The organism is Brevibacillus sp. RS1.1 (assembly GCF_013284365.1).
Classification (GTDB): Bacteria; Bacillota; Bacilli; order Brevibacillales; family Brevibacillaceae; genus Brevibacillus; species Brevibacillus brevis_D.
The window spans coordinates 135,009-161,661 of the sequence record NZ_JABSVA010000010.1 but is presented as its reverse complement, the minus strand read 5'-3'; the positions used below and the strand labels follow the sequence as shown (position 1 = coordinate 161,661).

Below are 26,653 nucleotides of genomic sequence, written 5' to 3'. Positions count from 1 at the left end.
TTTATTAAATCTAAAAGTTTCGTTTTGTATCATAAAGAACCTCTGCTCCAAATAAGCAGAGGAATCTCTCCTACATCATTACTGTACGACTGCTATCTTTTTGTAGCTTACGACGACTCCAAAGCCACAGAATTCCTGCTGCACCCCCAAACAAGCCAAGCCACACGGAGACAGCGGCACTACCGAACTGCTCCGCACTGAATCCGAGAATCAAGCAGCTCGCAGAAAAGCTTCCCATAGTCGCCATTTCCCGTATGGAAAAAACGCGAGCCAGATAAGCAGGATCAGACACACGTTGCAGCTTCGTCACAGACAATATCGATGAACTAAACTGAGCCGTTGATGCAAAGAGGATGGCGATTGCCAGTCCAAGTAATGGTTTTGCATGAAACACGGCGATAATCGAGCATCCCATCGCTACGAGTGCCCAACCTTGGACCCGCCAGGTTGCTTTCTCGCTCAGGCTGTCAGACAGCTTATTCACGGCAATCCCAGCGATCACACCTCCGAGTCCCAACGGAATATCGAGGAGTCCGAATACATACAAGCCCTCTCCCCGCTCCGTAAGAACATAGTACATCAACATAATGTAATAGGCGCCACATACCCGTTCCGCCATCTGATAGCCGATTACACTGCCAATTTCCCGATGCTTGCCAATATAACGGAAGCCCTCTTTTAGCCTTTCCATAAAAGGTACAGCCGCTTTCGAATCAACAGAATTGGCGATATGCGGGAGCGGCAACAAGATGAACAGCGACAACAAATAACAGGCGGCATCGAGCAAAAAGTTGTAACGGTAGGAGAACAAGTAAACCAGAACTGCTGCTATACCCTGACAAACAATAATGAGAAACGAGGTCGTCCCTTGCAAAAGAGAATTGGCAGCTAACCTGTCCTTTTCCTCCACGGATTGTACGATCGCTACTTGCATGGCTGGTTGGAAAAAAGCACTGCAAATATTGACCAGGATCAATAACAAAAAAGCCACCCATAAGTAGGTCGCAGATGTGATGAAGAAAAACAAGCTGACGAGAATGCCCCGAAGCAGATTGACGACAATCATGACCCGCCGTTTATCCCAGTTCTCCACCAGCGTCCCCGCGAAAAAGCTGGCAAATACATAAGGGAGCATACGAAACACAGTACCTGCCGCAAAGGAAAGACCCGATCCACTTAAATCATGTAAAAGTCCAACGACCGCAATAAATGTAAATTCATTTCCGATGATGTGTACAACGTGGGCCGTATACAAACGGCGAAAGACGGGATGTTGTAAGATCGCCACTGGAATGCACCCTCTCACCGTTTTCAATATTGTAGCATTTGTCGAAAAATATGCGCAAATCCATCTTGCGAAATGGATCGTTTTGTTGTTACAATACGTTCAAATAAAACTGAACGTCTAAAAATAACAAAACATTCATGTTCAGCGAAACGAGGTTGATCGACTTGAAACGATACGTAGTTGTGGAAACTTTGGATCAATTAAAAGCTGTCAGCGATTCCTTGCGCCTACAGATCATCACGATGCTGGTCAAGGAGGAATACACAGGCAAGCAGCTTGCTACCCTTCTCTCCCTTTCTCCCTCTAAAGTGCATTATCACCTGAAGGAATTGGAAAGCCATGGCTTCGTTGAGGTCGTGCGTACGGAAGAAAAGAACGGGATCGTGCAAAAGTTTTATCGGGCAGTTGCTTACGACTTCAAGGTTAGTGATGATTTGCTACCCTCCCTGCGCGAAGACAGTATCCTTTTGCAGGAAACGATGATAAATCACCTGCGCTCCGGTATAAATCGCCTGTATAACGCACCAGACGAGTCATTCATGCTCTTTTCGGATCAAGAGGATCGTCCTCCTGCAATTGCAGTTAGCTCCGAATTAAGAGCACCTCGAAAAGAAATATTTGCTTGGCTCACTAAATATAAGGCCTTACTTGAGGAGCTATCCGAAATGGAAGATCGTTACTTAGAGCGGATAGCTGCTGGAGAAGCGGAGGATACAGTTGAAAACTTTTTCATGGTCACGGTCGGGTTCATGACGAATGAACGTTACTACGTCGCAGAAGACGATTCCTTGCCAGATAACTATGAGCACCAACCGTCTGAATTCAATAAGATTGTCGTGAAGAAAAAGAAGGAGGAAAATGGAGATGAGCACTCTGGCGACAAATAATTCCCTTTGGAAAAATGGATCGTTTGTGCGATTATGGTGCGGCACTTTATTTTCGGCAATGGCTGACGGAGCTTTCTTCATCCTGCTCAACTGGTATATCGTGAATGCCATCGGCTCAGGAGCAATCCTCGGCACGACTTTGATTTGTTTTTCCATCCCCCGTCTCCTCTTTATGCTGGCGGGCGGGGTGGCTGCTGATCGTTTGAATCGAAAATGGATTATGTTTTCCTCCCTTTTGGTGAGGGGAATTATTTTAGCCTGCTTCAGTTTGCTTATGCTTCAAGGAAATAGCGACTGGTTCCCAGTGAGCCTGTACGTCATGGCGGCTTTATTTGGAACAGTCGATGCATTTTTTTGGCCAGCACGCAGCTCGATTCTGCCCTCACTTGTCTCTCGAGAGCAACTTTCGCCAGCTAACAGCTTAATGGAACTATGCCATCAGATTAGCATGGTTGCCGGACCGGTAGTTACTGCCTTATTAATTGGAACCGTTCGTTATCCGATCATGTTTTTGATCTTGGCATGCACCTTCTTCGTAGGAACACTCTTTATACTCTCTCTCCATTCACACGCATACTCCAAAGACACGACATCAGAGTCAAGGGCAAGCTCCTATTTCAAGGATATCGTGGGAGGTATTCGTTTTACGTATTCAATCCCGATCCTCGCTCTTATTTTAACAACATCACTGTTCACCAACATGATGTTCTCCGGCCCAGTTAACATGATCATTCCCATTCATGTAAATGACCTCGGATGGGACGGTAGTGCTTTTAGTTCACTCAGTACCTCACTTGGAGTGGGCATGATTGTCGGCGGTATTTTGACTGCATTGTGTAAAGGATTCCGTGGAAAATTTATGTTACTCCCTGTCATTCTCGGATGTATGGGAGTTGGAATCAGCTCGTATTATTTCATTGAGGAGCTTTCCTTTGGACTTGTCTCTCATTTTCTCATCGGAATGGCACTCAGTATGACGAACATTCCGTTTATCACCTACATTCAAAGTATCGTCCCTGCCAGCATGCTCGGTCGTGTCATGTCATTGCTTTCCTTGATGTCCGTTGGCTTCGGTCCAGTCAGCTATGCACTGTGCTCCTTTCTTCTCGCCAAACACATCACAACACCGGGGCTTCTTTTATTCTTTGGCGGTATCATCTTTGTAAGTATCAGCCTTAGCCTGTTCTTTTTCCGCTCGTTCCGGAACATGGAGCAACATCCGAACTGGAAGCGACCTATGGTAGAGGAGCAGCAGCTTCCTGCCACCCTTTCTTCGTAACGCCTTTCCTATAAATAGAAAGAACGCGCACCACGCAAGCATGAGCTCTTGCAGGTACGCGTTCTGCTATTTATACGGTTTGTTCTTTTTCGGCTAGGACCTTTATCAGCTGACGAGCACCAAAGCCCATCCGGGTAACTACCCCTGCCTCATTGCGGACGAAGTGGATAAACATATCCGTTTCTCCCCGCTTCATGACGAAGCTGTCTTCTCCAACTGAACGAAGTGGAATATTCGCTCCATTACTCTTGGCTACCAGCTGGTTCTCTTCGATTTCTACCGATACAGTAGCCCCTTCGGAAGAGCGATACTCCCCCGTAAATGCAGCGAGTGCATCTACAGAAATTTCATAATCCGAATATTCGAATGGTACTGTATCCGGAGAGCGTCCATTGGTTGCGTTTAAAATGCCATGCATCAAATCGGCCATTGGCCCGCCATCTGTGTTCATCAGTACGGCTCCTGTCAAGCCCCGCTCCGGTAAAACAAAAATTTGTGCCGCAACCCCCTTGATCGCCCCACCGTGCTCAATGAGTGTTCCATCATGGCAATTGGCTACAAACAATCCATAGCCGTATGCTTGAAACGGCGAAATCGAGACATGAGGCGCCGTCAAGTCCTGCACACTCTCCGATGAGAGCAAGCGATTCTCGCCCACCAATCCACCCGTTCTAAATATTTCCGTATAGCGCAATAGATCGTGAATGGTCGATTTCAGAAAACCAGCCGCACGCATCGATGGTGAATCCCACCATGAAGGGGAACGGTATACCTCACCGCCATCCTTTGGGCTTTTCCGCGTGAATAGCGTAGCGACCTCAGCTTCCTCAGGCAAATCTTCGACGAGAAAGGCACTGTTCTTCATCCCCGCAGGCTCCAAAATATGATCCTGCACAAACTGCTCGTAAGATATCCCGCTCACTCGTTCAATAATCAGTCCGAGCATGGCGTAACTGTCGTTGGAGTAGCTAAATTCCGTTCCAGGCGCACCTAAAAACTCGTAATTCAGCTTGCCAATATAGGCCATGAATTCATCTTTTGTATTGATCTCTTCCACTTTCTCGAGATCAAAAGCAAGACTGGAGCTAGAGGACAGGTCATCCCCTCCCTCCACAATGCTTCTTTTCATTGCACCCGCTAATGTATCCAAAGGAGGAAAACCTGCGGTATGTGTCATCAGATGCTGGATCGTGATCTCCCGGGTATAAGCTTCATTAGGCGTACGGAGCTCAGGGAGATACTTGATGACCGGATCATGAACAGATAGCTTTCCTGCGTCTTGAAGCTGCATGATGGCGACACATGTAAAGGACTTGGTCACAGAACCGATGCCAAACACCGTATCAGGGGTTAATGCTTTTGCATCTTCTGTGTCGTCTGCCAAACCGAAGCCATGGAAATACCTTAGCACTCCTTGCTCTGCCAATCCAACTGCTGTTCCTGTTACTTTTGCCTCTGCAAGCAGCTTTTGCGCGTATTCCTCAAACGACTGTACCCAATCCGCCATGTTCCTTCTCCCCTTTTTCGTTAAGCTTTGGTTTAAGGCCGGAAATTTTCCGTGCGAATCACATAGTTGCCGATCGCCTTTTGGTTCAGGGTATAACCGATGCCCGGGCTATCTGGAACTGCCAATTGACCGGGAGCCATCAGCTCTACACCATTCTCTACGATGTCTTCCTCCCAGTAACGGCTCGAGGCGGCTGTATCACCTGGAATCGTAAAATTCGGCAAAGAAGTAATCGCAATGTTGTGTGCGCGGCCAACACCCGACTCAATCATGCCTCCGCACCACACCGGAATGTCGTGTGCCTGACACAAGTCGTGAATGCGCTTGGACTCTGTTAATCCACCGACCCTCCCCACCTTGATATTAATAATGCCGCAGCTGCCCAGCTCTATCGCTTTTCTGGCATCATCCACATTGTGAATACTTTCATCGAGGCAGATTGGTGTGGACAGCTCCCTTTGCAGCTTGGCATGATCAATAATGTCGTCATGGGCGAGTGGCTGTTCGATCATCATCAGCCCATATTGATCCAGCTCCTTCATCACATCCAAATGCTCCATTGTGTAAGCGGAGTTCGCATCTGCCATCAACGGGACACCCTCGCCAAAGCGTTCGCGGATCGCTCGAATCACCTCGACGTCAAAGCCTGGCTTGATCTTTACCTTGATCTTCTTGTAGCCCTCACTGAGATGGCGCTCTACTTTTGCCAAAACTTGATCAACAGTCGGTTCAATACCGATGCTGATCCCTACATCGATAACAGCTTTCTCGCCTCCTAATGCTTTGGCGAGAGAGATTCCTTTCTGCTTGCTGTATAGATCCCAGATTGCGCCTTCTAAAGCCGCCTTCGCCATGTTGTTGCGGCGAATCGGGGCAAACAACCGATCCACATCCTCAGGGGTCTCGATCTCACTCGAAAACAGCTTCGGTATCATAAACTTTTCCATCATGTGCCATGCTGTCCCTGTCGTTTCTTCACTATAATAAGGGGCCGACATCGCCACACTTTCCGCGTGCCCTACCTCTCCCTCTCCATATACACTGACCAAGATGAGCTCCTTGATGGTCGTATATCCAAAGCTCGTTTCAAAACGGAAACGAAGTGGCATGTGTAGTTGCTGTAATTCAATTCGTTCGATTTTCAATGTACTTCATCCCTTCTATTCCATATAAATGACATGCGACATAATGTTGCGGCGAAGCTAATGTAGCGACAGGACGCACTGTGCGGCAAATTTCCGTAGCATATGAGCACCTGGTATGGAACGCACACCCAACGGGAACATTCGCCGGAGAGGGAACATCCCCGGAAAGAACGATTCGCTCCTTTTTCCGAAACGGATTGGCTTTGGGAACCGCTGACATGAGTGCTTCTGTATACGGGTGTAACGGGCGCAAAAACAAATCCTTTTTACTGGCGATTTCGACAATTCGTCCAAGATACATCACCGCAATTCTGTCGCTGATGTGGCGAACGACACCTAGATCGTGCGAAATAAACAAATAGCTCAAGCCTAGACGCTGCTGCAAATCCTGCAAAAGATTAACGATCTGCGCCTGAATAGACACGTCAAGTGCTGAAACCGGCTCATCTGCCACGATTAATGAAGGTTCCACCGCCAATGCGCGAGCGATCCCGATCCGCTGCCGCTGCCCTCCGCTAAACTCATGGGGAAAGCGTGTGGCGTATTGAGCATTCAGCCCGACCATCTGAAGCAGTTCTTTTACTTGATCGCGCCTTTCTTTCGCCGACATCTGCGGATCTCTGACGCCTAACGCTTCCTCCAAAGCCCCTTGCACGGTCATCCGTGGATTTAATGATGCATACGGATCCTGAAACACGATTTGCATTCGCTTGCGGAGTGGACGAAAACGTGTAGCCGACATCTCCGTAATGTTTTGTCCTTCAAATTCAATCGTTCCACTCGTAGGCTCAATGAGTCGCATGATGCTGCGACCAGTCGTTGACTTGCCACAACCGCTCTCTCCTACCAGCCCAAGCGTTTCTCCTTTTTCCAACTGGAAAGAAACCCCATCGACTGCCTTAATCACTTCGTCGCGATTGCGAAATAGTCCTTTGCTAATTGGAAAATACGTCTTTAAATCGTTTACTGATAACAAGATATCCCTCATACCGCCATCTCCTTGTTCTCGTACAGCCAGCATCGAACAGCCTGTGTGCCTGTGCCCGTTGCCATCAGCGGCGGTTTTTCTTTGTAACATCGCTCCTCGGCCTGTGAGCAGCGGAAGCGGAATGCACACCCTTGTGTCACCTCACCCAGTAGCGGGACACTGCCTTCAATCGGATCGAGGCGAAGCTTCTCCTCCTCATCCAGATCGGGTATGCATCGTAAAAGTCCAATCGTATACGGATGCTTTGGATGCGAAAACAGACTGGCAACGTCAGCTTCCTCTACGATCTCCCCGTAGTACATCACAAGTACACGATCAGCCATTTCAGCCACGACACCCAGGTCATGCGTAATGAGTAGCAGAGAGGTATGATCGTTCTCCTTCAAATCGTTCATCAGTTCCAAAATTTGCGCTTGAATGGTCACGTCCAGTGCGGTCGTCGGCTCGTCTGCGATCAATAAATCCGGGTTGCAAGCCATCGCCATCGCAATCATGACACGCTGCTTCATCCCACCTGATAGCTGATGGGGATAGTCCCGCATGATGTCTTCTGCCCTCGGCACGCCCACTTTTTTGAGCATCTCAATCGCTTTTGCTTGGCGTTCTTTTTTCGATAAATCGGTATGGAGTTGATACACTTCTTCTAGCTGTCGGCCAATCGTATGGACCGGATTGAGCGACGTCATCGGCTCCTGAAAAATCATCGCGATATCTTTTCCGCGAATGTTGCGAAGTTCACCAGTACTCAACTGATTCAATAAGATATCACGAAATCGAATGCTTCCCTCCATCTGTGCGTTCGCCCGGGACAAGAGTCCCATAATCGCCAAGGACGTCACGCTTTTTCCGCAGCCAGACTCGCCTACCAACGCTACCGTCTCCCCTTTTTTCAGTTGAAAAGAAATGCCTTGTAGCGCTGGCAGCTCACCCTTATCCGTCTTAAACTGCAAGCGTAAATCCTTTACTTCCAAAAGTACCTCTTTCATCAGCTCGTGCCCCCCTTCATCCATTACCTCGTTTTCGGGTCGAATGCATCCCGTAATCCGTCACCTAACAGATTGAAGCCAAGGACAACCAGCATGATGGCCAATCCAGGAAAAATGGACATCCACCAGGCTTGACTCAAGAATGCTTTGCCGACAAAAACCATGGCTCCCCACTCAGGCATCGGCGGTTGCGCACCCAGCCCGAGAAAGCTCAAGGCCGCTGCAGCCAAAATACTCACACCGAATTGAATGGTGGAAAGCACAATGATTGGGGAGAGAATATTGGGTAAAACATGTTTCAGCAAAATCTGCCAGTCCCTGATCCCCAGAGCGCGAACAGCCTCAATGTACTCTTTTTCCCTTATGGATAAGACCGCAGAGCGAACGACCCGCACATAGGACGGAATAACAGCAATGACTACCGCGATCATGGCATTCGTTAATCCAGGACCCAAGACCGCAATGACAGCAATCGCCAGAAGCAGGGCAGGAAGTGACATGAGAATATCCATGCCCTGCATGATAAACAGATCCACACGACGATAATAGCCAGCGATAATACCGAGGGTTACACCTATCAAGGTAGAAAGTACAACCGTTATCAAACCCATCAGCAAGGAAATTCTCCCCCCGTGCAACAGACGGGAAAAAATATCTCTGCCGAAATCATCCGTTCCGAGAAGATGGGTCAGACTCGGAGCGCTTAATCGGCTGTTAAAGTTCATTTGTTCGACAGGATGAGGGGCAACGACTGGAGCAAGAAGCGATCCCAGTGTAAAGACGATCAGGATGACTACACCCGCCATTGCTGTCTTATTGCGTTTCAGCCGTTTGCCCATCCCTCCCCAATACGACTCCGGACGATTACTGTTCACCATTCATCGGCTCCTTCCTTAGTCGAAATGGATACGCGGATCAATCCGGCTGTAAACGAGATCCACGATCAAATTGGTTAAGGCAAAAATCAACGCCATGAAAAACACCATGCCTTGTATGGTCGGCATATCCCGTTTACTGATCGCCTCAATCGCCAGGCTGCCGATCCCTTGCAGAGAAAACACCGTTTCCACCACCACTGCTCCAGCCATGAGCGCACCGAACTGCAAGCCTAACATCGTGACAACAGGAATAATGGCATTCGGCAGACCGTGGCTCAAAATGACTCGGAAAAGTGCAGCCCCCTTGGCCTCGGCTGTCCGCATGTAATCCTGCTTGATGACTTCCAGCATGCTGGAGCGGGTCATACGGGCGATCATCCCCGCTTCCGCCATACCCAAGGTGATCGCTGGCAGCAACAGGGAGTGAATCCCCTCGTAGCCGGAAATCGGAAACAAGGCCAGCTTGTAAGCAAAAATCCAGATGAGAAACAAGGCAATCCAGAAGCCGGGTGCCGAAATACCGAGTAAGGAGGTAAGCACCACAAGCCGATCGATGATGGTGTTTTGCTTGACGGCAGCAATCGTGCCTAACAAAATGCCGAATATTGCGGCAATGATTACACTAAGGATGGCAAGCTGCATGGTGATCGGGAAACGGTTCATGATCTGATCCCATACTTTTTCACCAGTGAATAACGATGTTCCCAAATCGCCAGTGAACAGGTTTCCGACAAACCGCATGTATTGCTGCCATAGTGGTTGATCAAGACCAAGCTTCGCTCTCATTTGACTGATGGCCTCTGGTGTTGCAAACTGTCCGAGTATTTGTGTTGCGGGATCGCCCGGAATGAGGTGTACCATCAAGAAGATCAGGACGGATACGCCAAGCAGTGTACCCACCAGGGAAAGTAATCTTTTTATTACATATCGGCGCATGCCTTCACCTCCGTTGTCTATTTTTCAAGCGTGACATCATGCAACGTAATGTTTTGCGTGTACGGATTGACCGTAAAGCCTTTGACACCACGTGTCGCTATCACCGTCTCGCTCACCCATAACGGAACCCACGGCATGTCATTCACCAAAATCTCCTGTGCATCTTCGTAAATCTTGAGACGCGCCTGCTCATTCATTTCCAAACGTCCTTTGTTCAGTAAAACATCCAATTCAGGGTTGTTGTAATGAGTACGGCTTGTTGAATTGCTCTTTTCAAAGATGAGGTACAAGATATCCGCATCAAACCAGCCGTAGTACATCAAAGCCATATCATACGACTTTTTCGAAATGCGCTCTTTGATGGTTGTCATTTCTTGCACGCTAATTTTCATATCAATCCCTGCTTCTTTCAGCTGGCTCTGCAATATCTGGACCGCTCGCTGAAATGCTGGCTCTTGAGAGACGAGCATTTCTACCGACAACGGTTTTCCGTCCTTATCTACGATGCCATCCCCATTACTGTCCGTCCAGCCTGCTTCCGCTAGCAACTGCTTGGCTTTGCCTAAATCTCTCGTATATAACTGCTTCGCCTTGCTTTCAATCGCTTCACTGTAGCCATAAATCGTGGGTGCCAAAGGACCATAGACCGGCTTGCCGAAGCCGTTCAACGCTACCTGAACAAGTGGATCGCGATCTACGGAGAGGGCTACTGCTTTGCGCAGACGGACATCTGAAAACAACGGGTGCTTATTGTTCAATGCGATGTATTTGTTTCCAATGTCCATCACTTTCTCAATCTTGACTCCGGGCAGTGTCTCAAGCTCCGCAACCGAGTTCGGCGGCGCATCATACAACACATGGACCGTACCCTTTTTGAATTCCATTAGGCGCGTATCGTCGTCTTTCATAAACCGGAACATCATGCTGTCGAATTGCAGAGGACCTTTGTTGGCAGCGTACTCCGGTCCCCAGTTATAATCGGGATTTTTCTTGTAGGTCAGCGAAGCCCCACGCTCGCGTTTGTCAAAAATGATCGGCCCCGTTGCAGATGGGTTATCTGCGAAGCCATCCCCTAATTCTTTTGCCTTTTTGGCGTCAAGAGGCGAGACTAATCCACCGACAATGACGTTAACAAACGGGGCAAACGGTTGGCTAAAATGCACCTTGAGCGTATGTTCGTCTGTTGCTTCCACTTTTTCAATCGGACCTGCAAGCCCCTTCACAGGCGATATGGTGAGCAAACGGTCAAAGGAATCTTTTACGGATTCTGCCGTCATTGGATCGCCAGAGTGATAGCGGACATCTTTGCGGAGGATAAATGTCCAAACCTTGCCGTCCTGCGAGATTTCGTACTTCTCTGCCAAACGCGGTTGAAGTTTGCCTGTTGCATCACGGGTTAACAGAGGCTCGTATATTAGACTGTTTTCCATGCTCAGCCAGCTCGTTTTGTGCATATCAAGCGAGTCTGGGTCCGTCAAGGAAGCGATGACTAATGTGTTCCCTTTGGCCGACGTGTCATTCCCCGCTTGATTGGTCGGCTGTGAGGAACAGCCTGCAATCAACGCCGTTGCTACAAATACACTCAAGGCCCCTTGCTTCCACCTGTGAATCTTCATGTCCATCCCCCTTATCAATTGCCGCTACACTTCTGTCCCTTCCGCAAACGGGTATATTTGTCGACTTGTCTCTTCGTATTCTTTCAGTCTTTGTTGTACCTGTTCTCCATCAGCCTGAACCACACCACTGATCAAAATATTCAGCATGGAAAAGATCGCCGTCATTCCTTTTAAGGCAGTAGGAGCAGGTGCGCTGACTTTTAAAATTTGATGAGCTACTGGCCCAATCGGAGATAGCTCATCGTCTGTAATCCCGATTATTTTGGCGCCTCTCTCTTTGGCCGCTTTTGCAAACAGGATCGTTTCACTCGTATAGCGGGGAAAGGAGAGTGCGATCACGAGCCAATCCTGATTGATCTGGGTCAACAAATAGTTGACGTCATCAACTGGCCCATTGTACAGATGCGCGTTTCCTCTGACAACATTCAGTGTAAAGGCGAGCCAGTGGGCTGGAGCATAGGAGCTGCGAAACCCTACAACGAGAATATGTTTGGCTGCCATAATACTTGAAACCGCTTGCAAAAGATGGTTCTTTTGCAATTCCCCTAACGTTTGCCGAATATACGCAACATCCTGCTCCATGTTATAAGAAATCAGGTCTTGTTTTCCCTTCATCTCCACTGCCGCTGTGCGAAAACTGTGGATGGCATCAGCTTTTGGGACTTTTTCCAATAAGGAGCTGCGAATCTCACTTTGCAGTTCACTGTACCCGGAGTAGGCAAGAGCGTAGGATAGTCGGATGATTGTCGTCTCGCTTGTGCCGCTCAATGCCCCGACAACTTTTGCTGGTTGCAGTGCAACGGTCTTCGGCTCGGCGAGAATGTATTTGGCTGCGAGTTTTTGTTGGTTGGTCAATTCCGGATAATGCTTGCGGATGCGCTCCTGTACGGATTCCATGATCATCTACTTCCTTGTCAATTGATGTAGGTTCCACTCTGTGGCTGGGTCTAACGGGTAAATTGGGCGAATGGCGCGCTCGTATTTGAAGAATCGGAAGTTGAGCGTCGTCAATCCCGGCGAATCGACGGTAATGACGCGTGCGCTGATCGGTTCGAAGGATGCTCGGAAATGTGTGCTTGATTTCAAGGCCACGATCTTGTATTTGGTCACGTCCATTCCGTGCAACAGAAAAATTTGCTCATCCAACACTTGCGATTTCACGGAGCAAACCAGGACGTCAACCCCGTCGATTTGCAAGCGAACGGACTTGCCAAAATTCTCATGTCCCCCTTGCCCCATCGGCGTTGTCGCAATGAATTCTCCATCTGTCAAAGCTTTGATGTAGGCTGTTACTTCAAGTGGTTCTCCATGCAGGTAGTCTGTCTTTCCACCCAGTGATAGCTGTACGGTAGCACCTACTCCAGCCTGGTGCGCAATCTGGACCACTTCGGGATCGTAAATAAATCCAAAGCATGCATTTGTCAGCTTGGCTTCCAGCATCGCCCGCAGCAAATGCGTCCCGTCTCCGGGTGTGCCTCCGCCTGGATTATCTGAAGTCTCATTGATTACGATGGGCATGCCTTCCGTTTCCAGTGCCATCGCAATTCCCTCGGCAGGAGTCGGCATGTTCAGCTCGAATTCATCCCGCTTTTCCCAAATCAGACAAGCGACATCCTCGCTCACTTTTTTGGCGAGCTCCTGATCATTATTCGTCACGCTCAAAACGGAGACGCCCAGCTCAGGAATGTCCGTGTACGGAAAACCGTGGAAGAATGCACAGTCGATGACGCCTTCTTCCTTTTCCCACGCCCAGCAGGCTTCGTTTATTTCACGTGCCGGGGAATGATGAGTAGCAGATGTCGGGATCAATAGTGGCAGTCGGGTCAAATGCATGGTTGGCTTGATCCCTTCCGTAACCATCTTATGCGCCAGGTCGATTGCTTCAATACCGCGTTCATAGCAATCCACATGCGGGTAAAGGTGAACACCCAGGAGCGCATCGGCCTCATCCACCATTTTTTGTGTCATGTTTGCATGGAGGTCGAGCGTAACAATTAAGGGAATGTCATAACCGACCAACTGACGCACTGACGCCAGAATGTCGCCCTCCAGGTCATCCATTCCTTCTACAACCCCCGCTCCGTGAAGCCCCAGACAAATGGCATCTGCACCTTCTGTTGCAGCAATCGTGTCAAGAAGCTCCTTTTTGATCCGGTCATACGCTTCTCGCAAAATCGTCCCCGCTGGATACGTAAAGGTGAGAAAGGTCGGCAAAAGCTCGATGCCCAGCTCTTCGGCGCGATCCACCATCCCTCCTGGAAAGTTGCGAACGCCCCGATTGCGATTCACAATCGTTTCATGATAATCCCACTCATAGCTTTGGAACATCTCAAGCGTCGTGGGCACATTGGAAAACGTGTTCGTTTCATGCGCAATCCCACCAATAATCACCTTCATTCTTAGACCCTCCATTCGATTTTGAAGTATGAACTTTAATTTTTGAATTTTTTGAAGTTTAAACCTTTCTGGACATTATAAAGGAAAGAAAATCATTTGTTCAATCGCTAAATTATGAACGTTTTATCGATTCTGCTATACTCGTTGATTCATAAACAAAAGCCCTCCCGTACAGGGAGAGCTTCTTTCGTAGCTCGTGCAAATTATGAGGTTTTCCATTTCGCCAATTCAGATGGGAATTTGTCATTCAGTACTTTGATATAGGTACCCTTCATCCCTAACGAGCGGGATTCCAGCACACCTGCGCTTGCCAGCTTGCGAAGAGCGTTCACGATGACAGAACGTGTCAGACCTGCTTGATCTGCCAGCTGGCTAGCTACTAGCAAGCCTTCGCGTGCATCCAATTGCTCCATAATTTTTTCAATCGCGATCTGTTCACTGTAGGACAGCGAAGAGAGTGCAATTTTGGCAAAGGTTTTGTCACGCACTTCATTTTCGATTTGTTCTGTGCGCTGCCGAACGATTTTCATACCGATCACGGTAGCACCGATCTCGCCCAAAATCAGATCCTCTGTTTCAAACTGACCGTAAGCACGCAGCAGGACGAGTGTGCCAAGACGGCTCCCCCCTGCGTTGATAGGAACAATCGTCGTCATCATTTGCGGGAAGATCGAATTCAACTCTTTTGGAACCAGGCTGTACGGGCTGGTAACCGGCTCGTTGGCCAAGGTTTGTGAAGCTTCTAGCAGCTTCTGATGTACACCTTCCTGTAGCTGCGTGGATGAACGCCCTTCTTCTTGCAGGGAAATCTCCTGATTCATTCCACTTCCCAGGATTGAGCCATCTGCGGTAATGATGTAAACATTTGCAGAAATCACTTCAGATAATAGTCTTGCGAGATCTTGGAAGCCTACTCCGCTGCCACCCATTGTTTTTTGAAGCATCACATTAATTTTTCTCGTTTTTTCTAACAAATTCATTATAATATCCTCCTCTGGATTCTTCATGCTCACAGTATTGTCAGAAAAATCCAGCCCTATACATCCAAATCGAAAAATTAAAAAGAAGGTTGTGTACAGGAATTTAGGTAGGTAGAAAAGCGAGAAGACCTTCATAAAGAAAAAAGGCTGACAGAGTGGTTATTTTCACCCCGTCAGGCCTTTTTGGTATCATTCTCTAGCGAAGCTGCTTCTTAATGAGCGCTTCAATCGCTTCGGCAATGACATGCGTATGTCTGTTCATGTCTGCATTCGTTAAGCGGAAACGGACATAGCGTTCATCAAGGTTAAACGCTTCTTCAAGTGCCCCCATAAAGCCGCGCGCACGTTTGTCCAATTCCAATAAAACTTCCAATTCGCCATCGCGAAGGTAGAAGACTACTTCGAGCTCCTCCAATCGACTGCGGTATGGCCCTGTCGGACGGAATTCAAATTCCTGTACAAACGGATGATTGCGGCCAAGGTGGCGATTGTATTCGCAGTCTACCTTGTACAGCTGGAATCCGATCTGTTGAACAGCATCCAACACTTTGGTCATTAACGGATGTGGGCGAACCTCGATGAAATCGGAATCACCTGGGTCGATCGCATTTTTAATATCGAGACCTGTCCGCAAGTAAACGGGTTGACGCCCCATTGTCAATGGCGTCTCATACGGCAATTGAAAAGCGAATGGCAGAACGACTTCCTCTTTCGGTTTCAATTGTACCCGCTCAGACAGACGGTATTTGACAAGTGTGCATTCTTCCTTGGTCTTAGAGTCGTTGCTTTCTTTTTCATAGTGTGTGACGACATACATGTAGATTTCGTCGATTTCCTGGGCGACATCTCCTCCCTTGATATGGACCTCACCTCTGACCATATCTCCGGGAATGAGTGAATCCTGCTCAAGACGTGCATCTACTTGCGCAGAGCCAATACCTACACTAGCCAATAATTTTTTGAACATGGACATGTGTTCGCCTCTCCTTTATACCGACCCAGACCTACATGATCTGGCTATCAGATATTCTATATTGAAATATACGGTGGAAGAAATAGAAAGTTTCGCGCAATCTTTTGCCAAACATCATCCGGTATAACGTCCGCTGTCACGAACACATGCAACGTTCTACTAATCACGACTGTTTTGATTCGTACCTCCACTGTCGTTCGATCAGACAAAATATATTCGCGGCGCCGCAGCATTTCATGCAAGACCTGATGGACCTCCGCAACCTGCTCAACCTTCTTCCCTTTTAACGAAGCGAGATCCTTTTCCACGCGATCAACTACTTGTACCACAATGGTGGCATGAAGCGGCTGCTTCTGATCTGCAGTGAGTACAGAGGCGCGTACGTCTTCGATGACAGTCTCTTGCTTTTTGCGATAGACCCGCTGATTTTGCTTCAGCTCCAGATTTTCCTCGTACAGTTTTTTGTTTTGCAGCTCCAAGCTTTTTTTGATCAGCATCATCTGCTCCATTTCGCGTCCGTATGTAAATAAAATCACGGTTCCGCCCAACACGCACCCCATGAGCAAAAGCGCGAGGTAACGCTTCCAAAGAATCACTTTCATGAGCGCACCTGTACCAGCCAATGCACACAAATCGTTCCGATATGGGCACCCAAGAATGCGACGACGATCATCACGAGCTGTTTGAAGACAGGTGTCAAATTTCCCATCAGTATTTTTTCGATCTGCAAAAACGAATCAAACGTTCCGCCCAATGCCCCAACCAATCCCCATATTTTGAGCTGGTCAGCCAATTGGGCCATCGATAACAGCGGAGGCTTTTCAGTGAGAAAAGCGCCCACCCCACCTGAGAGAGCGCCGCCGACCACAATGCCATAAGCCACGAAAAACGTCAAAATGACTTGTGCCATGTTGTGCTTCATCCTTTCTTCGAACAAGCAGTATATGCTTATCCCTACGCTCGTCATCCCGGTTTTATAACAGAACTCGCCAGCGTTTCAAATAAAAAGCGGCATGCTAGATTGGGCAGCATGCCGGGTCGATCAGCGTTGGTTCCTTCTCCATTTTTTCAGTTTCTTTTCAATGCGCGGCGAGTTCATGATCATAAGATCCGTAAACAAGTTGACCATTTTCGGATTTCGCAACATCTGGTTAAAAACCTCTGGATTTTGCTTGAACCATTGCTCGTTGGCACGAATCCATTTCTTGAAAGCATCGTTTGTTTTGTAATAGTGATTCAATTGCCGAACCGGTCGATATCCACTCATCTTAATCTATCCCTTCGTCAAAAAATATAACGAGGAGAAAAACGATCACGATGATCCAGATGATCACTTCGAAACCTTCCTCGTTGAAGAAACCAAATCCTCTCACGTCAGATCCCCCCTTCATCCTGCCGCGCTCCTCGCACCATTCCATACCGCCCATGGTACCTTTCCCTATAGGTATATGTGGTTCCACGCTTGTTGGATTGGACACTTGCCTGCCTTCATATTGATTTTGTGTGCTGGCCTACTTTGTTGTGAAAAACGACGCATAGGGACACTCCTTTTCCACTCATACTAGAGAGGAATGAATCAAAGAGGAGACGAACATGACAGCCTCTACTGGATCTCTGTTACGCAACAAGCCTTACCTGCTGTTACTGCTAGTCGTCTTTTTCATGCACATGGCCTCTTACCTGGTCATTCCCGTCTTCCCAGTCTTTTTGCAAAAGGTACGGGTTCTTTCACTCTCTCAAGTCGGCATCATTTTGGCAGCGGGAAGCATCACATACCAAATCGGAAGCTTGGCAGGCGGCTTGATGTCAGATCGCTGGGGCAAACGCACCATTCTAGCCTTGGGGGCATTCCTTCAAGGATGTGCCATGGCAGGCTATCACTTCAGCCATTCCTATGGTTTCTTCTTGTTATTCTCCTCGGTCAACGGCTTGGGTCTTGGTCTGCTCGCTCCTACCATAAAAGCCATGATCGCGGATGAAGTGGATGAGGGCCAAAGAACGGCTGCCTTCTCATGGAGAGGGATACTCGCTCACAGCGGGATTATTGTCGCAGGCTTGATCATTACATGGATGACTGCGGGTGGGAAACAGCCGTTTCTCGTAGCTGCCTTTGTGTACGGAGCACTTGCTGTTTTTTCTCGCTTCATCCTTCCCGATGATCGCTGTGTGGGAACTGATTGTAAGCAAACGCCGCTCAAGGAGTATCGTCACATCTTGACCCATCGCAGCTTTCTGCTCTTTTCCGCGATCTCGCTCTTAATCTGGGCGATCTATGCTCAATTCGCCATGATCCTCCCGCTGCGGGGAGAGCATGTCCTGCATTCCGCTACGATGATTGGCCTCATTTGGACGATCAACTCGCTCAGTGTCGTGGTCCTGCAAGGGCTGATCTCACGTTTTGTACTACAGCGCATCAATCCGTACTTGTCTGTCACAATGGGAACGATCTTGTTGGGTGCAGGGCTAACGCTCATGGGATGGGCAAACCACTTCCTCACACTGTCCGGGGCTGCGATTCTATTCATTTTGGGTGAGATGCTGTTTATGCCCATGCTGGACAGTCTCGTCACTCATTTCGCAAAAGAAGAATGGCTGGGGGCGTACTTTGGCTTTTCCAATTTCGTATCTGGTCTTGGGACGGCTCTGGGAACTGGATTGGGTGGAGCAATGGTTGAAAAGCTTGGGGGAGTCGGCAGCATTTATCCGTGGATTGGCTACGGAGTGATTACACTGTTTTTGGCGGCGATTCTTGGTCTGTTTGCCCTATACGCCATCCCTCGCCACAAAAATGCTGTACTTGACTCCCCCTCAAAAACTCCCAGAAAGGAAGGGGCCACATGAACGTAGAGGAAAACGCACAGCATCAACTCGAAAAGCAGATGGAAGTGCTTCGGCGAGTGCCGCTCACCTCCCTGTTCATCCAACTGGAGGACCATGTATCCTCCCGCATTCGCCAAAAAACAAATTCGCCTTGGCAACCATGACTCTGAGAAAGGGGTAGTTACATGACTAAGCAAAACAAGGATTCCTCCGTACAGCAAAATCGACCAGACGAACGCAATCGCCAGCCCAAAAACGTTCAAAACGATGCTCCGGGCTATGGAGACAAAAAACTGGAGGGACCCAATCGTCCTTCCACCTAACTCTTAGGCAATCAATAAAAAAGTCATTTTGCGCCTTCATGCAAGGGCAAAATGACTTTTTTCAATTCCTTTACGAAATCGATACGAGCTTGTACGGCAATGAGAATTCTTCCAATCCCTCCAAAAATACTTGACGAGACTTTTCATCAGGCGCAATCAGTTGGAGATAGCGTGTGAAATAAAACACGATACGATCTTCTTTGCCCTCTTGTAAGCGATAGTGTGACAGCTGTGCGATGTCCGTCAGGTTGTAGAAGTATTCATAGTGCTCCTGTGTAAAAGGCGCATGAAAGATCCGACTGACCACTACACCATTGCTTAGATTTTCCCGCATGTTCTCTTTTGTTGCCCCGAGAAAACGGAGCAGTTCACCGGCACGCTTCGCCCCGACCTTTTCCACCAGGATGCTGTCGTTGTACTCCACTTCCAGATCAGTCAATTTGTTGGAAACGGCTGCAAGCATCGCCATCAACACCTTGCGCACTGCCAGATTCTCCGTAGCAAATTGATTGTCAAACACATTAAATTCAAACGACGTCGCTTCGCCCTGACGCCGTGTATACAATATAATCGCGTTCAAAAGCATTCCTCCGCTTTCTACTCACTTATCTAGGCAAAATAGCTTCCCACGTCGCACGGTCCAGCTTGCGAATGACACTGAACAAGAGACGCTTGGCTGCCTCGTAATCCTCGCGGTCAATGATCGAAGCATGGCTGTGAATGTAACGGGAAGGAATTCCAATAACGGCAGACGGCACTCCCTTGCCATGGTACTGAACGACACCTGCATCCGTCCCGCCTTTTGCCACATAAATCTGGTACGGAATGTTCTCTTCTTCGCACGTGGAGATAAGAAGCTCACGCAATCCTACCGGCATGACGTACATCGGATCGTAGATGCGCATCAACAGACCACCGCCGAGCTTGCCGCCATCATCTTTTACCCCTGGTATGTCTGTGGCTGGACTCGCATCCAATGCCAGGAACAAATCCGGATCAATGGACGCAGCGGCAGTTTTCGCGCCACGCTGCCCGGACAATTCTTCCTGTACAGTAGCCCCGACGTAGACGACATTCGGATGATTTGGGTTTTCATGCAGCTCTTTTGCGAGCTCCACTGCCAAACTGCAACCATAGCGATTATCCCATGCTTTCGCCATGATACGGCGCGGATTGGACATGACCTGCAACGGGCAAACCGGTACGATTTGCTGGCCAGCCCGAATCCCTACCTGTTCTGCTTCCTCACGTGAATCCACGCCGATATCAATGTACATGTTGCGCACATCCATCGGGCGATTACGCTGATCGTCGCTCAAGACATGCGGTGGAATCGAGCTGATTACGCCTTCAACTGGGCCGTTGTCCGTTATAATTTGTACACGTTGCGCGAGCAGAACCTGCCCCCACCAGCCTCCCAGCGTCTGAAATGAAATAAATCCTTTATCAGAAATTCGGGTGACCATGAAGCCGACTTCGTCCATGTGACCCGCTACCATAATTTTTGGACCGTTCTCGTCACCACGCATAACGCCAAAAATACTTCCCAAATTGTCGTACATGAGTTCACTCGTATAGCTGCTTATGTATTCCCTCATAATCTCGTGTACCGGACCTTCGAAGCCAGGCGCTCCTGGTGCCTGCGTCAAACGGTTCCACAGTTCAGCTTGAAATTTATTTTCCATCGCCAAAAATCCTCCCCGACCCTAGTTTCATGCCTGTTAACCTTCTCTATTATCCGCGAGAGAGAATTCAGACGCAACTACCTCCAAGCAGGAATGCAAGATCTTGTCCCGAATGAAGAAAAAACACGAATCGTTTTGAGGGGGAAAAAGCAGATGGCAATCACGTTACGAAAGTTGTCCGAATTCAGTGAAATTGAGCAATTAGAAGGAATGGAAGGAAAAATATGGGACCCTTCTAGTGCTATTCCTCACCATATGACACTCACCATGCAAAAGTTTGGCGGTCTGTTTTTAGGGGCATTCGATGGCGAGGAAATGATTGGCTTCTTGTACAGCTTCCCGGGCTTCACCAATGGAGAACCCCATCTTTGTTCGCACATGCTCGGCTTTTTGCCAGAGTATCGCAAGCAAGGGCTGGGCGTACAAATGAAATGGCTGCAAAAAGAAGAAGCGGCGGCTGCGGGCTATTCCAAAATCACATGGACCTACGATCCGCTAGAGACTGTAAACGGTGTTCTCAACATCGCCAAGCTGGGAGGTATCGTTCGAACGTATTTGCCAAACTGCTACGGACAGCTTGATGACGACTTTAATCGAGGACTGCCGACAGACCGTTTCCTCGTGGAATGGATGATCGGAAGCGATCGTGTGGAATCGCGTCAGGCAGGGAACAACCCTACTCCCTCTCTTGAACAGGTACCTGACCTGTTGCGTCTGGAAATCAAGGATGGCATTCCACATCCTATCGAAATCGATTTGTCATGCGAAGAGACTATCGTGCTACTACCTGTCCCTGCCTTCTTCCAGGATGTTAAACGAGCTGATATGACCGTCGCTTCCATGTGGCGAGAGATGACGCGCGAATTGTTCACCACCTATTTTGCCAAAGGTTATGTCGTTACGAATATCCTCCGTGATCAATCCATCGTTCGTTACGTCTTAGAAAAGCAGCCGTTGACTGATATTTTAGGTGCCTCGTCCTCTTTATCCTAGCTAGAATGGCGCGCCGGGTGGGTAGGTTGTGGTAAAATGGTGTTTGCCCAACCTTATACAACAAAGGACGAGAATGAAATGAATCGATCACAATACAAGTATGACGTTATTATCATAGGCGGTGGCCCCTCTGGGCTGATGTCTGCTATTGCTGCTTCTGGCCAAGGAGCAAGAGTTTGTCTCGTGGAAAAAGGCTCGAAGCTCGGACGCAAGCTCATCATATCGGGCGGCGGTCGTTGCAATGTAACCAATGCCAAGGAACAAGATGAATTAATCAAACAAATGCCGGGAAATGGTCGCTTCATGTACAGTGCTCTCACCCAATTCGGCAACCGTGAGATTATCCAGTTTTTTGAGGAGTTGGGTGTCGCGTTAAAAGAAGAGGATCGGGGCCGTATGTTTCCCGTCACAGATAAAGCAGTGACAGTCGCCCAAGCGTTGATTGATTTGTTGAAGCAAAGAGGTGTCAGCATTCATTTAAACGCCGCTGTAAAGGAAGTTCTCTACTCGGAAGGTAGAGTCGGTGGCATCATGCTCCAGTCTGGTGAGAAAATAACCGCGCCTTGTGTGATTATTGCCGTCGGGGGTTGTTCTGTACCACAGACAGGCTCTACAGGCGATGGCTATGCGTGGGCAAAAGCAGCCGGGCACACGATCACAGAGCTGTATCCTACTGAAGTACCGCTTACAGCCAATGACTCTTTTATTCGCGATAAATCGATCCAGGGTCTGTCGCTGCGTGACATCACGATGACGTTGTATGCGCCCAATGGGAAAAAGATCAATACACAGGAAGGCGATATGATCTTCACTCATTTCGGAATATCAGGACCCGCCTCCCTGCGTATGGGACATTATGTCTCTGTGTCGCAACGAAAATACGGAGCGGTTCCTCTATCTCTGACGATCGATCTCATGCCTGACAAAACGGCCGAGGAAATCACGGCGGAAAGCTGGCAGCTGATTGAGGAGCAGCCAAAAAAGGCAGTAAAAAATGCAATCAAAGGCTTCCTCCCCGAACGGATTATTCCACTCTTGCTTTCCTTGGCAGGAATTTCGGATGAAACAACCTACAGCCATATGAAGAAACAAGAGTGGAGCAAGTTCACGAACTTGATCAAAGCTTTTCCACTCACCATTACGGGGACGCTCTCTCTTGAGGAAGCGTTCATTACAGGTGGCGGTGTGAGTGTAAAAGAGATCGATCCACGCTCGATGAGATCCAAGCTCATGGATGGGTTGTATTTCGCTGGAGAGGTCATGGACGTCCACGCCCATACAGGTGGCTACAACATCACCATCGCCTTTTCGTCTGGCTATTCTGCGGGTACGCATAGTGCGCAGGAAGCATTTGAATTTTTTTACGAGAATGACGTTTAGATGATCAGGGAATGGGGAAACTATGAATCAGGTTCTCTTTTCATGAAAAGAGAAATCAGCACATTACTCCCCCCTAGTTGTAATGTGCTGATTTAACAGACCTTACTCCCTTTATCTTCCTAGATGGGGCATCGCCTGCGTGAGCGATGCTTCTTTTTTTTGCCCAACAAAAAGCACCTGCTACCAAAGACGGTACATCCATCTTTTCATAGCAGGTGCTTTATTATTGATGATCGGTTTATCCGACAAGGCGGAACAAATACGCAAATCCAGCGAGTAAAAAGCCTAGGCCCAACAGAAAAAACGTGTTGGCACGCTGCTTAACGCGCCTTTCGTCTCCCTGAAAATGAGCGTTCATCCGCGATTGCCAACGTTTTGTCTGCGGCTGTACCATGACGAGAATCCCAACTGCCAATAAGAAGAGAGGAAAGATCATCATCTGGCTCAACCCTTTTTCTTACGACGGAGAAGCCAACCGTTATCATCTTCGGCTGGTGCGCCTTCAATTACCAACCGGGCCTCCTCGGCAAGCTGATACGCTTCTGCGAAAGCTAGTTGTCGAAATGATATCTCTGCCTTCGTCAACAACTCATTGACCTGACGATTTTGGCGGCGATATCGGTTTGTATACTGGATGGCACCCTCTGCCATCTGGCAAGTTGCGATAATTCGTTCTGCCATTCGCTCTGTTTCGCCGACCAAATCACTCGCGTCCTGGACCAGCATGGCGACCTCTTCCAGATCATAGCGGTACTGTTCCATGATCGTTTGCACGCGGCCCAACGTTTGCACAACTTCTTCAAACATGTATTTCAATTGATCCGGAATGCCTGGCAAGTAGCTACGCTTGATTTGCTGACGAACGCGGACTAATGTGTTAGAAATGCGCTCCAGTTCATCCAGCGCATCGTCTTCCGTTTCGATGACCAAATACGCTTGCTCTTCTTCTTCCGGAATCATCTCTTCCTGTTCAGGCTGATTCTTCGGCATGACCAACTCGTACTCTTCTTCTTCTTCGTACACAGGTTCCTCAGCTTTGACTTCTGGAGCCGGCTTTTTTGCTTTTTTATTGAATAGCTGAGGAATTGCTTGCAACAACACGGAACGTTCAGCTTCACTCAGCTCTGAGGATCTTCCTCTCACCGCTCGCTCTTCTTCCACTTTCGTCTGCTGGAAAGAAGTTGTCATTCCTGGATTTTCTTCGCTGGCAGAATGCTCGATCTCGCTAGCTGGAGTCGGCTCCGGTGTACGAATCTCCGGCTCCACAGGCGTGGACGTCGCAGCTACTTGCTGTAGCGAATCATCCTGTTCCACCGCGCCTACTTCTGCACTCTTTTCTTCCTGCACAAAGTCTGGTTCATCTATACCTTGATTTCCTTCTGCTTGCGGTTCCAATTCAACTTCTGCATACACCGTCGCTGCAGCTTCATCACGTGCAAGAACGCCATCTTCTATCGCTTGATACGTCGCATCAATGAGCACTTCGAACGCTTTGACATGGGTCAACACCATTTCCAGGCTGCCCTCTTCCAAAGCGCTCTTCGCTGACATGACCAATTGCTTCGCCTGCAAGAGGGCATTGTCCAAGGAATCCTGCTTTAAATCAAAGCCATCGCGAACGGCCTGCTCAATTCCTTCTTCCAGATGCTTGAATTCTTCTGGCAATTCTTTTTTCACGCGTTGCACAAGCTTTGGAATAAGCTCCATCGCTTGTCCTACCTGCTCCAGTACTTGCTGAGCTTTTTGTGTGGTTTCGTAGGCGGCAATGTCGTCCCCTGCTGCCCGCGCAGTTTTCACGAGTTTTCGCATCGTGTCTACTTCATCCAGCGATGCTTTCAATTCATGGAAAGACAATCCGTACTCCAGACGCAAATCGGACAAACGTCGTTCCATCTGCTCCACTTGCTTTCCGATCTCAGGAACAACAACCTTATTTTCTTGCTTGGTAACTGCCACTTTGGATGTGTCTGTTTTTAGCTCATCCAGCTCATCCTCAATTTTTGTAATGGCCTCTCTCGCCTCATTCAACATGCCAAGTGCCAACGTAAAACGGAAACGATCACAAGCCTCTTCCGCATCGAGAATCATCATTTCTACATCAGGGATACGAATGCGCAACAGATTTTCTTTTTTGTCTGCCAAGTGGTGGTAACGTACTTCTGTCATGCCGCTGGAACGGCGAAGCGGTTTTTCCACCTCGATGACATTGATCTTCTCAACGAGCTCTTCCTTCCAATCCTCTACATCATCTACTTGGGCAAAAATAGCACGGCGTCTGATCATCGCGTAAATCAAGCCGATCGATAACCCAGCAAATACTGCCCCAACCAGATAAATCCACCACGGAATACCTCCGAGTGCGCTACTGCTTTCGCTCTCTGGCGCCTTACTAGCGTCGGTCGCATCCGGTATTGCTGTTGCTTGCTTGTTTTCAATGCGGCTTAGCTCCCTGTTTACTTCCGCGATTACAGTTTGTATACCGGTCAAATACTGCTTTTGTGTACGAAATGCGTCATAAAAAGACGCGATTTTTTCATGCAGTAATGTCAGCGTCGCACCTTTTTCCTGCAAAGAAGGACCGGCATAAATCCCCAGCTGCTCGGTGTTCATGTCAAGTACGATCATTAGTGCATCATCGGCCAAATTGTAATTGTCAAACAGCTTTTGTGCATACATATCTGGAGATTCAGCTTCTGGTGCGGTGCTTTCCACTACCACGACTTTGTAGCTGCCTGGTAGGCCGTTCAATGAATTTGCAAAGGCGGTTCTGTCTTCTTTTTTCAAATAGTTGTCAGCGTCCTGAACAACTTCGTCTTTTTTATCTGGAAACGGTGTTGCATAAACCGGATTCGTATATAACAACATGCCTGCCAAACAGAGCATGAATAGTTTTCGTTTCACTTGTCATACATCCCCTTACTAGAATCATTCATTGGGAGAGGCCACGCCTAAGCAGGCAGCAAAGAACCTCGCAGATAACACATAATCGAGGTTTGCAGCCATTGGACGAACTCCTCGGAAGATGGCTCCAGATCATAGACCTGGCGAACCATTTGTGGTTGCAAAAATGGATATATCATCTGACTCGTCATAGCCAGTACTGTACGATCAATAGAGACGGGCAAAAACTCACCCGAGACGACACCGCCCTCGATCACACGTGAAAGCCCGTGCTTCCATCGGCTCATATATAGCGTCATCACTTCACGAGCAAGCATGGATTCTACGCTCAGCTCACGGTGAATCAACCGCGTGATAGGCGCATGCTCACATTGAAATTGCAAATATAGCTGCACAACTTGTTCCAATCGTTGATAGGCAGGGATGTTTTCCTGCTCGTTTTCCAGTTCTTCCAAAAGGCGAAACAACGTCTCAAAGTAAGAAGCAATCAGCGTCTCCAGGACTCCTTGCTTCCCTTCAAAGTGATAGGAAATCAGCGCGGAATTTACTTGAGCAACAGAGGCAATTTGTCTTACGGAGGTTCCTTTGTAGCCATGAACATCAAAAAGCTTCGCTGCTGCGGATAAAATACGCATTTTCGTCAGATCCATCAGGCATCTTTCCCATTGTACAGATTATTCGACGAAAAAAG

Annotated in this window: 27 protein-coding genes; 7 read left to right on the top strand and 20 right to left on the bottom strand. The window is 48.4% G+C overall.

The window, feature by feature from the left end; genetic code table 11:
• Positions 1 to 70: 70 nt before the first annotated feature.
• Entirely contained in the window at positions 71 to 1,288 is a 1,218-nt protein-coding gene (locus HP570_RS24595) for an MFS transporter (RefSeq protein ID WP_173627470.1), read from the bottom strand.
• A 164-nt stretch (positions 1,289 to 1,452) separates the two neighbouring features.
• Between HP570_RS24595 and HP570_RS24590 the strand changes: the two genes are divergently transcribed.
• Positions 1,453 to 2,175 carry a transcriptional regulator gene (locus HP570_RS24590; RefSeq protein ID WP_016742135.1) on the top strand — a complete coding sequence of 241 codons (723 nt, stop codon included), beginning with the start codon at positions 1,453 to 1,455 and terminating at the stop codon, positions 2,173 to 2,175.
• Positions 2,147 to 3,454: an MFS transporter gene (locus tag HP570_RS24585; RefSeq protein ID WP_173627469.1), complete on the top strand. Its 1,308-nt coding sequence runs from the start codon at positions 2,147 to 2,149 to the stop codon at positions 3,452 to 3,454. The genes HP570_RS24590 and HP570_RS24585 overlap by 29 nt, the downstream gene beginning before the upstream one ends.
• 70 nt (positions 3,455 to 3,524) lie before the next feature.
• On the opposite strand, the gene HP570_RS24580 is transcribed toward HP570_RS24585, so the two are convergent.
• The 14 genes from HP570_RS24580 to HP570_RS24515 all read right to left on the bottom strand — a co-directional run bounded on the left by HP570_RS24580 (position 3,525) and on the right by HP570_RS24515 (position 17,127).
• On the bottom strand, positions 3,525 to 4,961 hold the full coding sequence (locus HP570_RS24580; RefSeq protein ID WP_173627468.1) for a serine hydrolase domain-containing protein: 1,437 nt from the start codon (positions 4,959 to 4,961) through the stop codon (positions 3,525 to 3,527).
• A gap of 32 nt (positions 4,962 to 4,993) precedes the next feature.
• Positions 4,994 to 6,106, bottom strand: coding sequence for an o-succinylbenzoate synthase (gene menC / locus HP570_RS24575; RefSeq protein ID WP_064202199.1), 1,113 nt, complete (start codon positions 6,104 to 6,106; stop codon positions 4,994 to 4,996).
• The gene (locus HP570_RS24570; RefSeq protein ID WP_173627467.1) at positions 6,087 to 7,094 is read right to left on the bottom strand and encodes an ABC transporter ATP-binding protein; all 1,008 of its coding nucleotides are present in this window, start codon (positions 7,092 to 7,094) and stop codon (positions 6,087 to 6,089) included. Before HP570_RS24570 ends, menC begins: the two co-directional genes overlap by 20 nt.
• Positions 7,091 to 8,080 carry an ABC transporter ATP-binding protein gene (locus tag HP570_RS24565; protein ID WP_015892377.1) on the bottom strand — a complete coding sequence of 330 codons (990 nt, stop codon included), beginning with the start codon at positions 8,078 to 8,080 and terminating at the stop codon, positions 7,091 to 7,093. The genes HP570_RS24570 and HP570_RS24565 overlap by 4 nt, the downstream gene beginning before the upstream one ends.
• 23 nt (positions 8,081 to 8,103) lie before the next feature.
• Positions 8,104 to 8,958, bottom strand: coding sequence for an ABC transporter permease (locus HP570_RS24560; protein WP_016742129.1), 855 nt, complete (start codon positions 8,956 to 8,958; stop codon positions 8,104 to 8,106).
• Positions 8,959 to 8,973: 15 nt separating this feature from the next.
• Entirely contained in the window at positions 8,974 to 9,894 is a 921-nt protein-coding gene (locus tag HP570_RS24555; protein WP_173627466.1) for an ABC transporter permease, read from the bottom strand.
• Between the two features lie 17 nt (positions 9,895 to 9,911).
• Positions 9,912 to 11,510, bottom strand: a complete 1,599-nt coding sequence (locus HP570_RS24550; RefSeq protein ID WP_173627465.1) for an ABC transporter substrate-binding protein — start codon at positions 11,508 to 11,510, stop codon at positions 9,912 to 9,914.
• A gap of 24 nt (positions 11,511 to 11,534) precedes the next feature.
• Positions 11,535 to 12,413 (bottom strand): MurR/RpiR family transcriptional regulator, encoded by an 879-nt coding sequence (locus HP570_RS24545; RefSeq protein WP_082910071.1) that lies wholly within the window; start codon positions 12,411 to 12,413, stop codon positions 11,535 to 11,537.
• On the bottom strand, positions 12,414 to 13,907 hold the full coding sequence (locus HP570_RS24540; protein ID WP_173627464.1) for a M81 family metallopeptidase: 1,494 nt from the start codon (positions 13,905 to 13,907) through the stop codon (positions 12,414 to 12,416).
• Positions 13,908 to 14,110: 203 nt separating this feature from the next.
• The gene (gene codY, locus HP570_RS24535; RefSeq protein WP_064202195.1) at positions 14,111 to 14,887 is read right to left on the bottom strand and encodes a GTP-sensing pleiotropic transcriptional regulator CodY; all 777 of its coding nucleotides are present in this window, start codon (positions 14,885 to 14,887) and stop codon (positions 14,111 to 14,113) included.
• Between the two features lie 196 nt (positions 14,888 to 15,083).
• A complete protein-coding gene (locus HP570_RS24530) occupies positions 15,084 to 15,860 on the bottom strand; it encodes a sporulation protein (RefSeq protein ID WP_173605459.1) in 777 nt (258 codons plus the stop codon).
• Positions 15,861 to 15,916: 56 nt separating this feature from the next.
• The gene (locus HP570_RS24525) at positions 15,917 to 16,462 is read right to left on the bottom strand and encodes a sporulation membrane protein YtrI (RefSeq protein ID WP_007720889.1); all 546 of its coding nucleotides are present in this window, start codon (positions 16,460 to 16,462) and stop codon (positions 15,917 to 15,919) included.
• Positions 16,459 to 16,770 carry a YtrH family sporulation protein gene (locus HP570_RS24520; RefSeq protein WP_007720892.1) on the bottom strand — a complete coding sequence of 104 codons (312 nt, stop codon included), beginning with the start codon at positions 16,768 to 16,770 and terminating at the stop codon, positions 16,459 to 16,461. The genes HP570_RS24525 and HP570_RS24520 overlap by 4 nt, the downstream gene beginning before the upstream one ends.
• Positions 16,771 to 16,902: 132 nt before the next feature.
• Positions 16,903 to 17,127 (bottom strand): hypothetical protein, encoded by a 225-nt coding sequence (locus HP570_RS24515; RefSeq protein ID WP_015892387.1) that lies wholly within the window; start codon positions 17,125 to 17,127, stop codon positions 16,903 to 16,905.
• Positions 17,128 to 17,453: 326 nt separating this feature from the next.
• Here HP570_RS24515 and HP570_RS24505 point away from each other — a divergent pair, with 326 nt between their 5' ends.
• Genes HP570_RS24505 through HP570_RS24495 form a run of 3 tightly spaced genes read left to right on the top strand, consistent with a single transcriptional unit; the run spans position 17,454 to position 19,003 of the window.
• Positions 17,454 to 18,701, top strand: a complete 1,248-nt coding sequence (locus HP570_RS24505; protein ID WP_173605461.1) for an MFS transporter — start codon at positions 17,454 to 17,456, stop codon at positions 18,699 to 18,701.
• The gene (locus HP570_RS24500) at positions 18,698 to 18,844 is read left to right on the top strand and encodes a hypothetical protein (RefSeq protein ID WP_173605462.1); all 147 of its coding nucleotides are present in this window, start codon (positions 18,698 to 18,700) and stop codon (positions 18,842 to 18,844) included. The genes HP570_RS24505 and HP570_RS24500 overlap by 4 nt, the downstream gene beginning before the upstream one ends.
• Positions 18,845 to 18,865: 21 nt before the next feature.
• Positions 18,866 to 19,003, top strand: a complete 138-nt coding sequence (locus HP570_RS24495) for a hypothetical protein (protein ID WP_167402441.1) — start codon at positions 18,866 to 18,868, stop codon at positions 19,001 to 19,003.
• 70 nt (positions 19,004 to 19,073) lie between these two features.
• Here HP570_RS24495 and HP570_RS24490 read toward each other — a convergent pair whose 3' ends face one another.
• On the bottom strand, positions 19,074 to 19,589 hold the full coding sequence (locus HP570_RS24490) for a hypothetical protein (protein WP_173627463.1): 516 nt from the start codon (positions 19,587 to 19,589) through the stop codon (positions 19,074 to 19,076).
• Between the two features lie 19 nt (positions 19,590 to 19,608).
• Positions 19,609 to 20,688, bottom strand: coding sequence for a M42 family metallopeptidase (locus tag HP570_RS24485; RefSeq protein ID WP_173627462.1), 1,080 nt, complete (start codon positions 20,686 to 20,688; stop codon positions 19,609 to 19,611).
• Positions 20,689 to 20,841: 153 nt separating this feature from the next.
• Here HP570_RS24485 and HP570_RS24480 point away from each other — a divergent pair, with 153 nt between their 5' ends.
• Positions 20,842 to 21,681: a GNAT family N-acetyltransferase gene (locus tag HP570_RS24480; RefSeq protein WP_173627461.1), complete on the top strand. Its 840-nt coding sequence runs from the start codon at positions 20,842 to 20,844 to the stop codon at positions 21,679 to 21,681.
• A gap of 78 nt (positions 21,682 to 21,759) precedes the next feature.
• Positions 21,760 to 23,061: a BaiN/RdsA family NAD(P)/FAD-dependent oxidoreductase gene (locus HP570_RS24475; RefSeq protein WP_015892394.1), complete on the top strand. Its 1,302-nt coding sequence runs from the start codon at positions 21,760 to 21,762 to the stop codon at positions 23,059 to 23,061.
• Between the two features lie 238 nt (positions 23,062 to 23,299).
• Here the strand turns inward: HP570_RS24475 and HP570_RS24470 are convergent, their stop codons facing one another.
• The 3 genes from HP570_RS24470 to refZ are packed head-to-tail and all read right to left on the bottom strand — an operon-like array spanning position 23,300 to position 26,612.
• Entirely contained in the window at positions 23,300 to 23,500 is a 201-nt protein-coding gene (locus tag HP570_RS24470) for a hypothetical protein (RefSeq protein ID WP_064202190.1), read from the bottom strand.
• A 5-nt stretch (positions 23,501 to 23,505) separates the two neighbouring features.
• Positions 23,506 to 25,962 carry a septation ring formation regulator EzrA gene (locus tag HP570_RS24465; RefSeq protein ID WP_173627460.1) on the bottom strand — a complete coding sequence of 819 codons (2,457 nt, stop codon included), beginning with the start codon at positions 25,960 to 25,962 and terminating at the stop codon, positions 23,506 to 23,508.
• A 47-nt stretch (positions 25,963 to 26,009) separates the two neighbouring features.
• Positions 26,010 to 26,612 (bottom strand): forespore capture DNA-binding protein RefZ, encoded by a 603-nt coding sequence (gene refZ, locus HP570_RS24460; protein WP_173627459.1) that lies wholly within the window; start codon positions 26,610 to 26,612, stop codon positions 26,010 to 26,012.
• Between the last annotated feature and the right edge of the window lie 41 nt (positions 26,613 to 26,653).

Bases quoted from the DNA above. Each gene is read 5' to 3' on its own strand.
- HP570_RS24560 (WP_016742129.1), bottom strand. From the start codon at position 8,958: ATGGTGAACAGTAATCGTCCGGAGTCGTATTGGGGAGGGATGGGCAAA.
- HP570_RS24475 (WP_015892394.1), top strand. From the start codon at position 21,760: ATGAATCGATCACAATACAAGTATGACGTTATTATCATAGGCGGTGGC.
- HP570_RS24585 (WP_173627469.1), top strand. From the start codon at position 2,147: ATGGAGATGAGCACTCTGGCGACAAATAATTCCCTTTGGAAAAATGGA.
- HP570_RS24515 (WP_015892387.1), bottom strand. From the start codon at position 17,127: ATGAGTGGATATCGACCGGTTCGGCAATTGAATCACTATTACAAAACA.
- HP570_RS24570 (WP_173627467.1), bottom strand. From the start codon at position 7,094: ATGAGGGATATCTTGTTATCAGTAAACGATTTAAAGACGTATTTTCCA.
- HP570_RS24580 (WP_173627468.1), bottom strand. From the start codon at position 4,961: ATGGCGGATTGGGTACAGTCGTTTGAGGAATACGCGCAAAAGCTGCTT.
- HP570_RS24485 (WP_173627462.1), bottom strand. From the start codon at position 20,688: ATGGAAAATAAATTTCAAGCTGAACTGTGGAACCGTTTGACGCAGGCA.
- HP570_RS24520 (WP_007720892.1), bottom strand. From the start codon at position 16,770: ATGGCACAAGTCATTTTGACGTTTTTCGTGGCTTATGGCATTGTGGTC.
- HP570_RS24525 (WP_007720889.1), bottom strand. From the start codon at position 16,462: ATGAAAGTGATTCTTTGGAAGCGTTACCTCGCGCTTTTGCTCATGGGG.
- HP570_RS24540 (WP_173627464.1), bottom strand. From the start codon at position 13,907: ATGAAGGTGATTATTGGTGGGATTGCGCATGAAACGAACACGTTTTCC.
- codY (WP_064202195.1), bottom strand. From the start codon at position 14,887: ATGAATTTGTTAGAAAAAACGAGAAAAATTAATGTGATGCTTCAAAAA.
- HP570_RS24565 (WP_015892377.1), bottom strand. From the start codon at position 8,080: ATGAAAGAGGTACTTTTGGAAGTAAAGGATTTACGCTTGCAGTTTAAG.
- HP570_RS24495 (WP_167402441.1), top strand. From the start codon at position 18,866: ATGACTAAGCAAAACAAGGATTCCTCCGTACAGCAAAATCGACCAGAC.
- HP570_RS24530 (WP_173605459.1), bottom strand. From the start codon at position 15,860: ATGTCCATGTTCAAAAAATTATTGGCTAGTGTAGGTATTGGCTCTGCG.
- HP570_RS24555 (WP_173627466.1), bottom strand. From the start codon at position 9,894: ATGCGCCGATATGTAATAAAAAGATTACTTTCCCTGGTGGGTACACTG.
- refZ (WP_173627459.1), bottom strand. From the start codon at position 26,612: ATGGATCTGACGAAAATGCGTATTTTATCCGCAGCAGCGAAGCTTTTT.
- HP570_RS24470 (WP_064202190.1), bottom strand. From the start codon at position 23,500: ATGATGATCTTTCCTCTCTTCTTATTGGCAGTTGGGATTCTCGTCATG.
- HP570_RS24490 (WP_173627463.1), bottom strand. From the start codon at position 19,589: ATGCTTTTGAACGCGATTATATTGTATACACGGCGTCAGGGCGAAGCG.
- HP570_RS24500 (WP_173605462.1), top strand. From the start codon at position 18,698: ATGAACGTAGAGGAAAACGCACAGCATCAACTCGAAAAGCAGATGGAA.
- HP570_RS24545 (WP_082910071.1), bottom strand. From the start codon at position 12,413: ATGATCATGGAATCCGTACAGGAGCGCATCCGCAAGCATTATCCGGAA.
- HP570_RS24550 (WP_173627465.1), bottom strand. From the start codon at position 11,510: ATGAAGATTCACAGGTGGAAGCAAGGGGCCTTGAGTGTATTTGTAGCA.
- HP570_RS24480 (WP_173627461.1), top strand. From the start codon at position 20,842: ATGGCAATCACGTTACGAAAGTTGTCCGAATTCAGTGAAATTGAGCAA.
- HP570_RS24505 (WP_173605461.1), top strand. From the start codon at position 17,454: ATGACAGCCTCTACTGGATCTCTGTTACGCAACAAGCCTTACCTGCTG.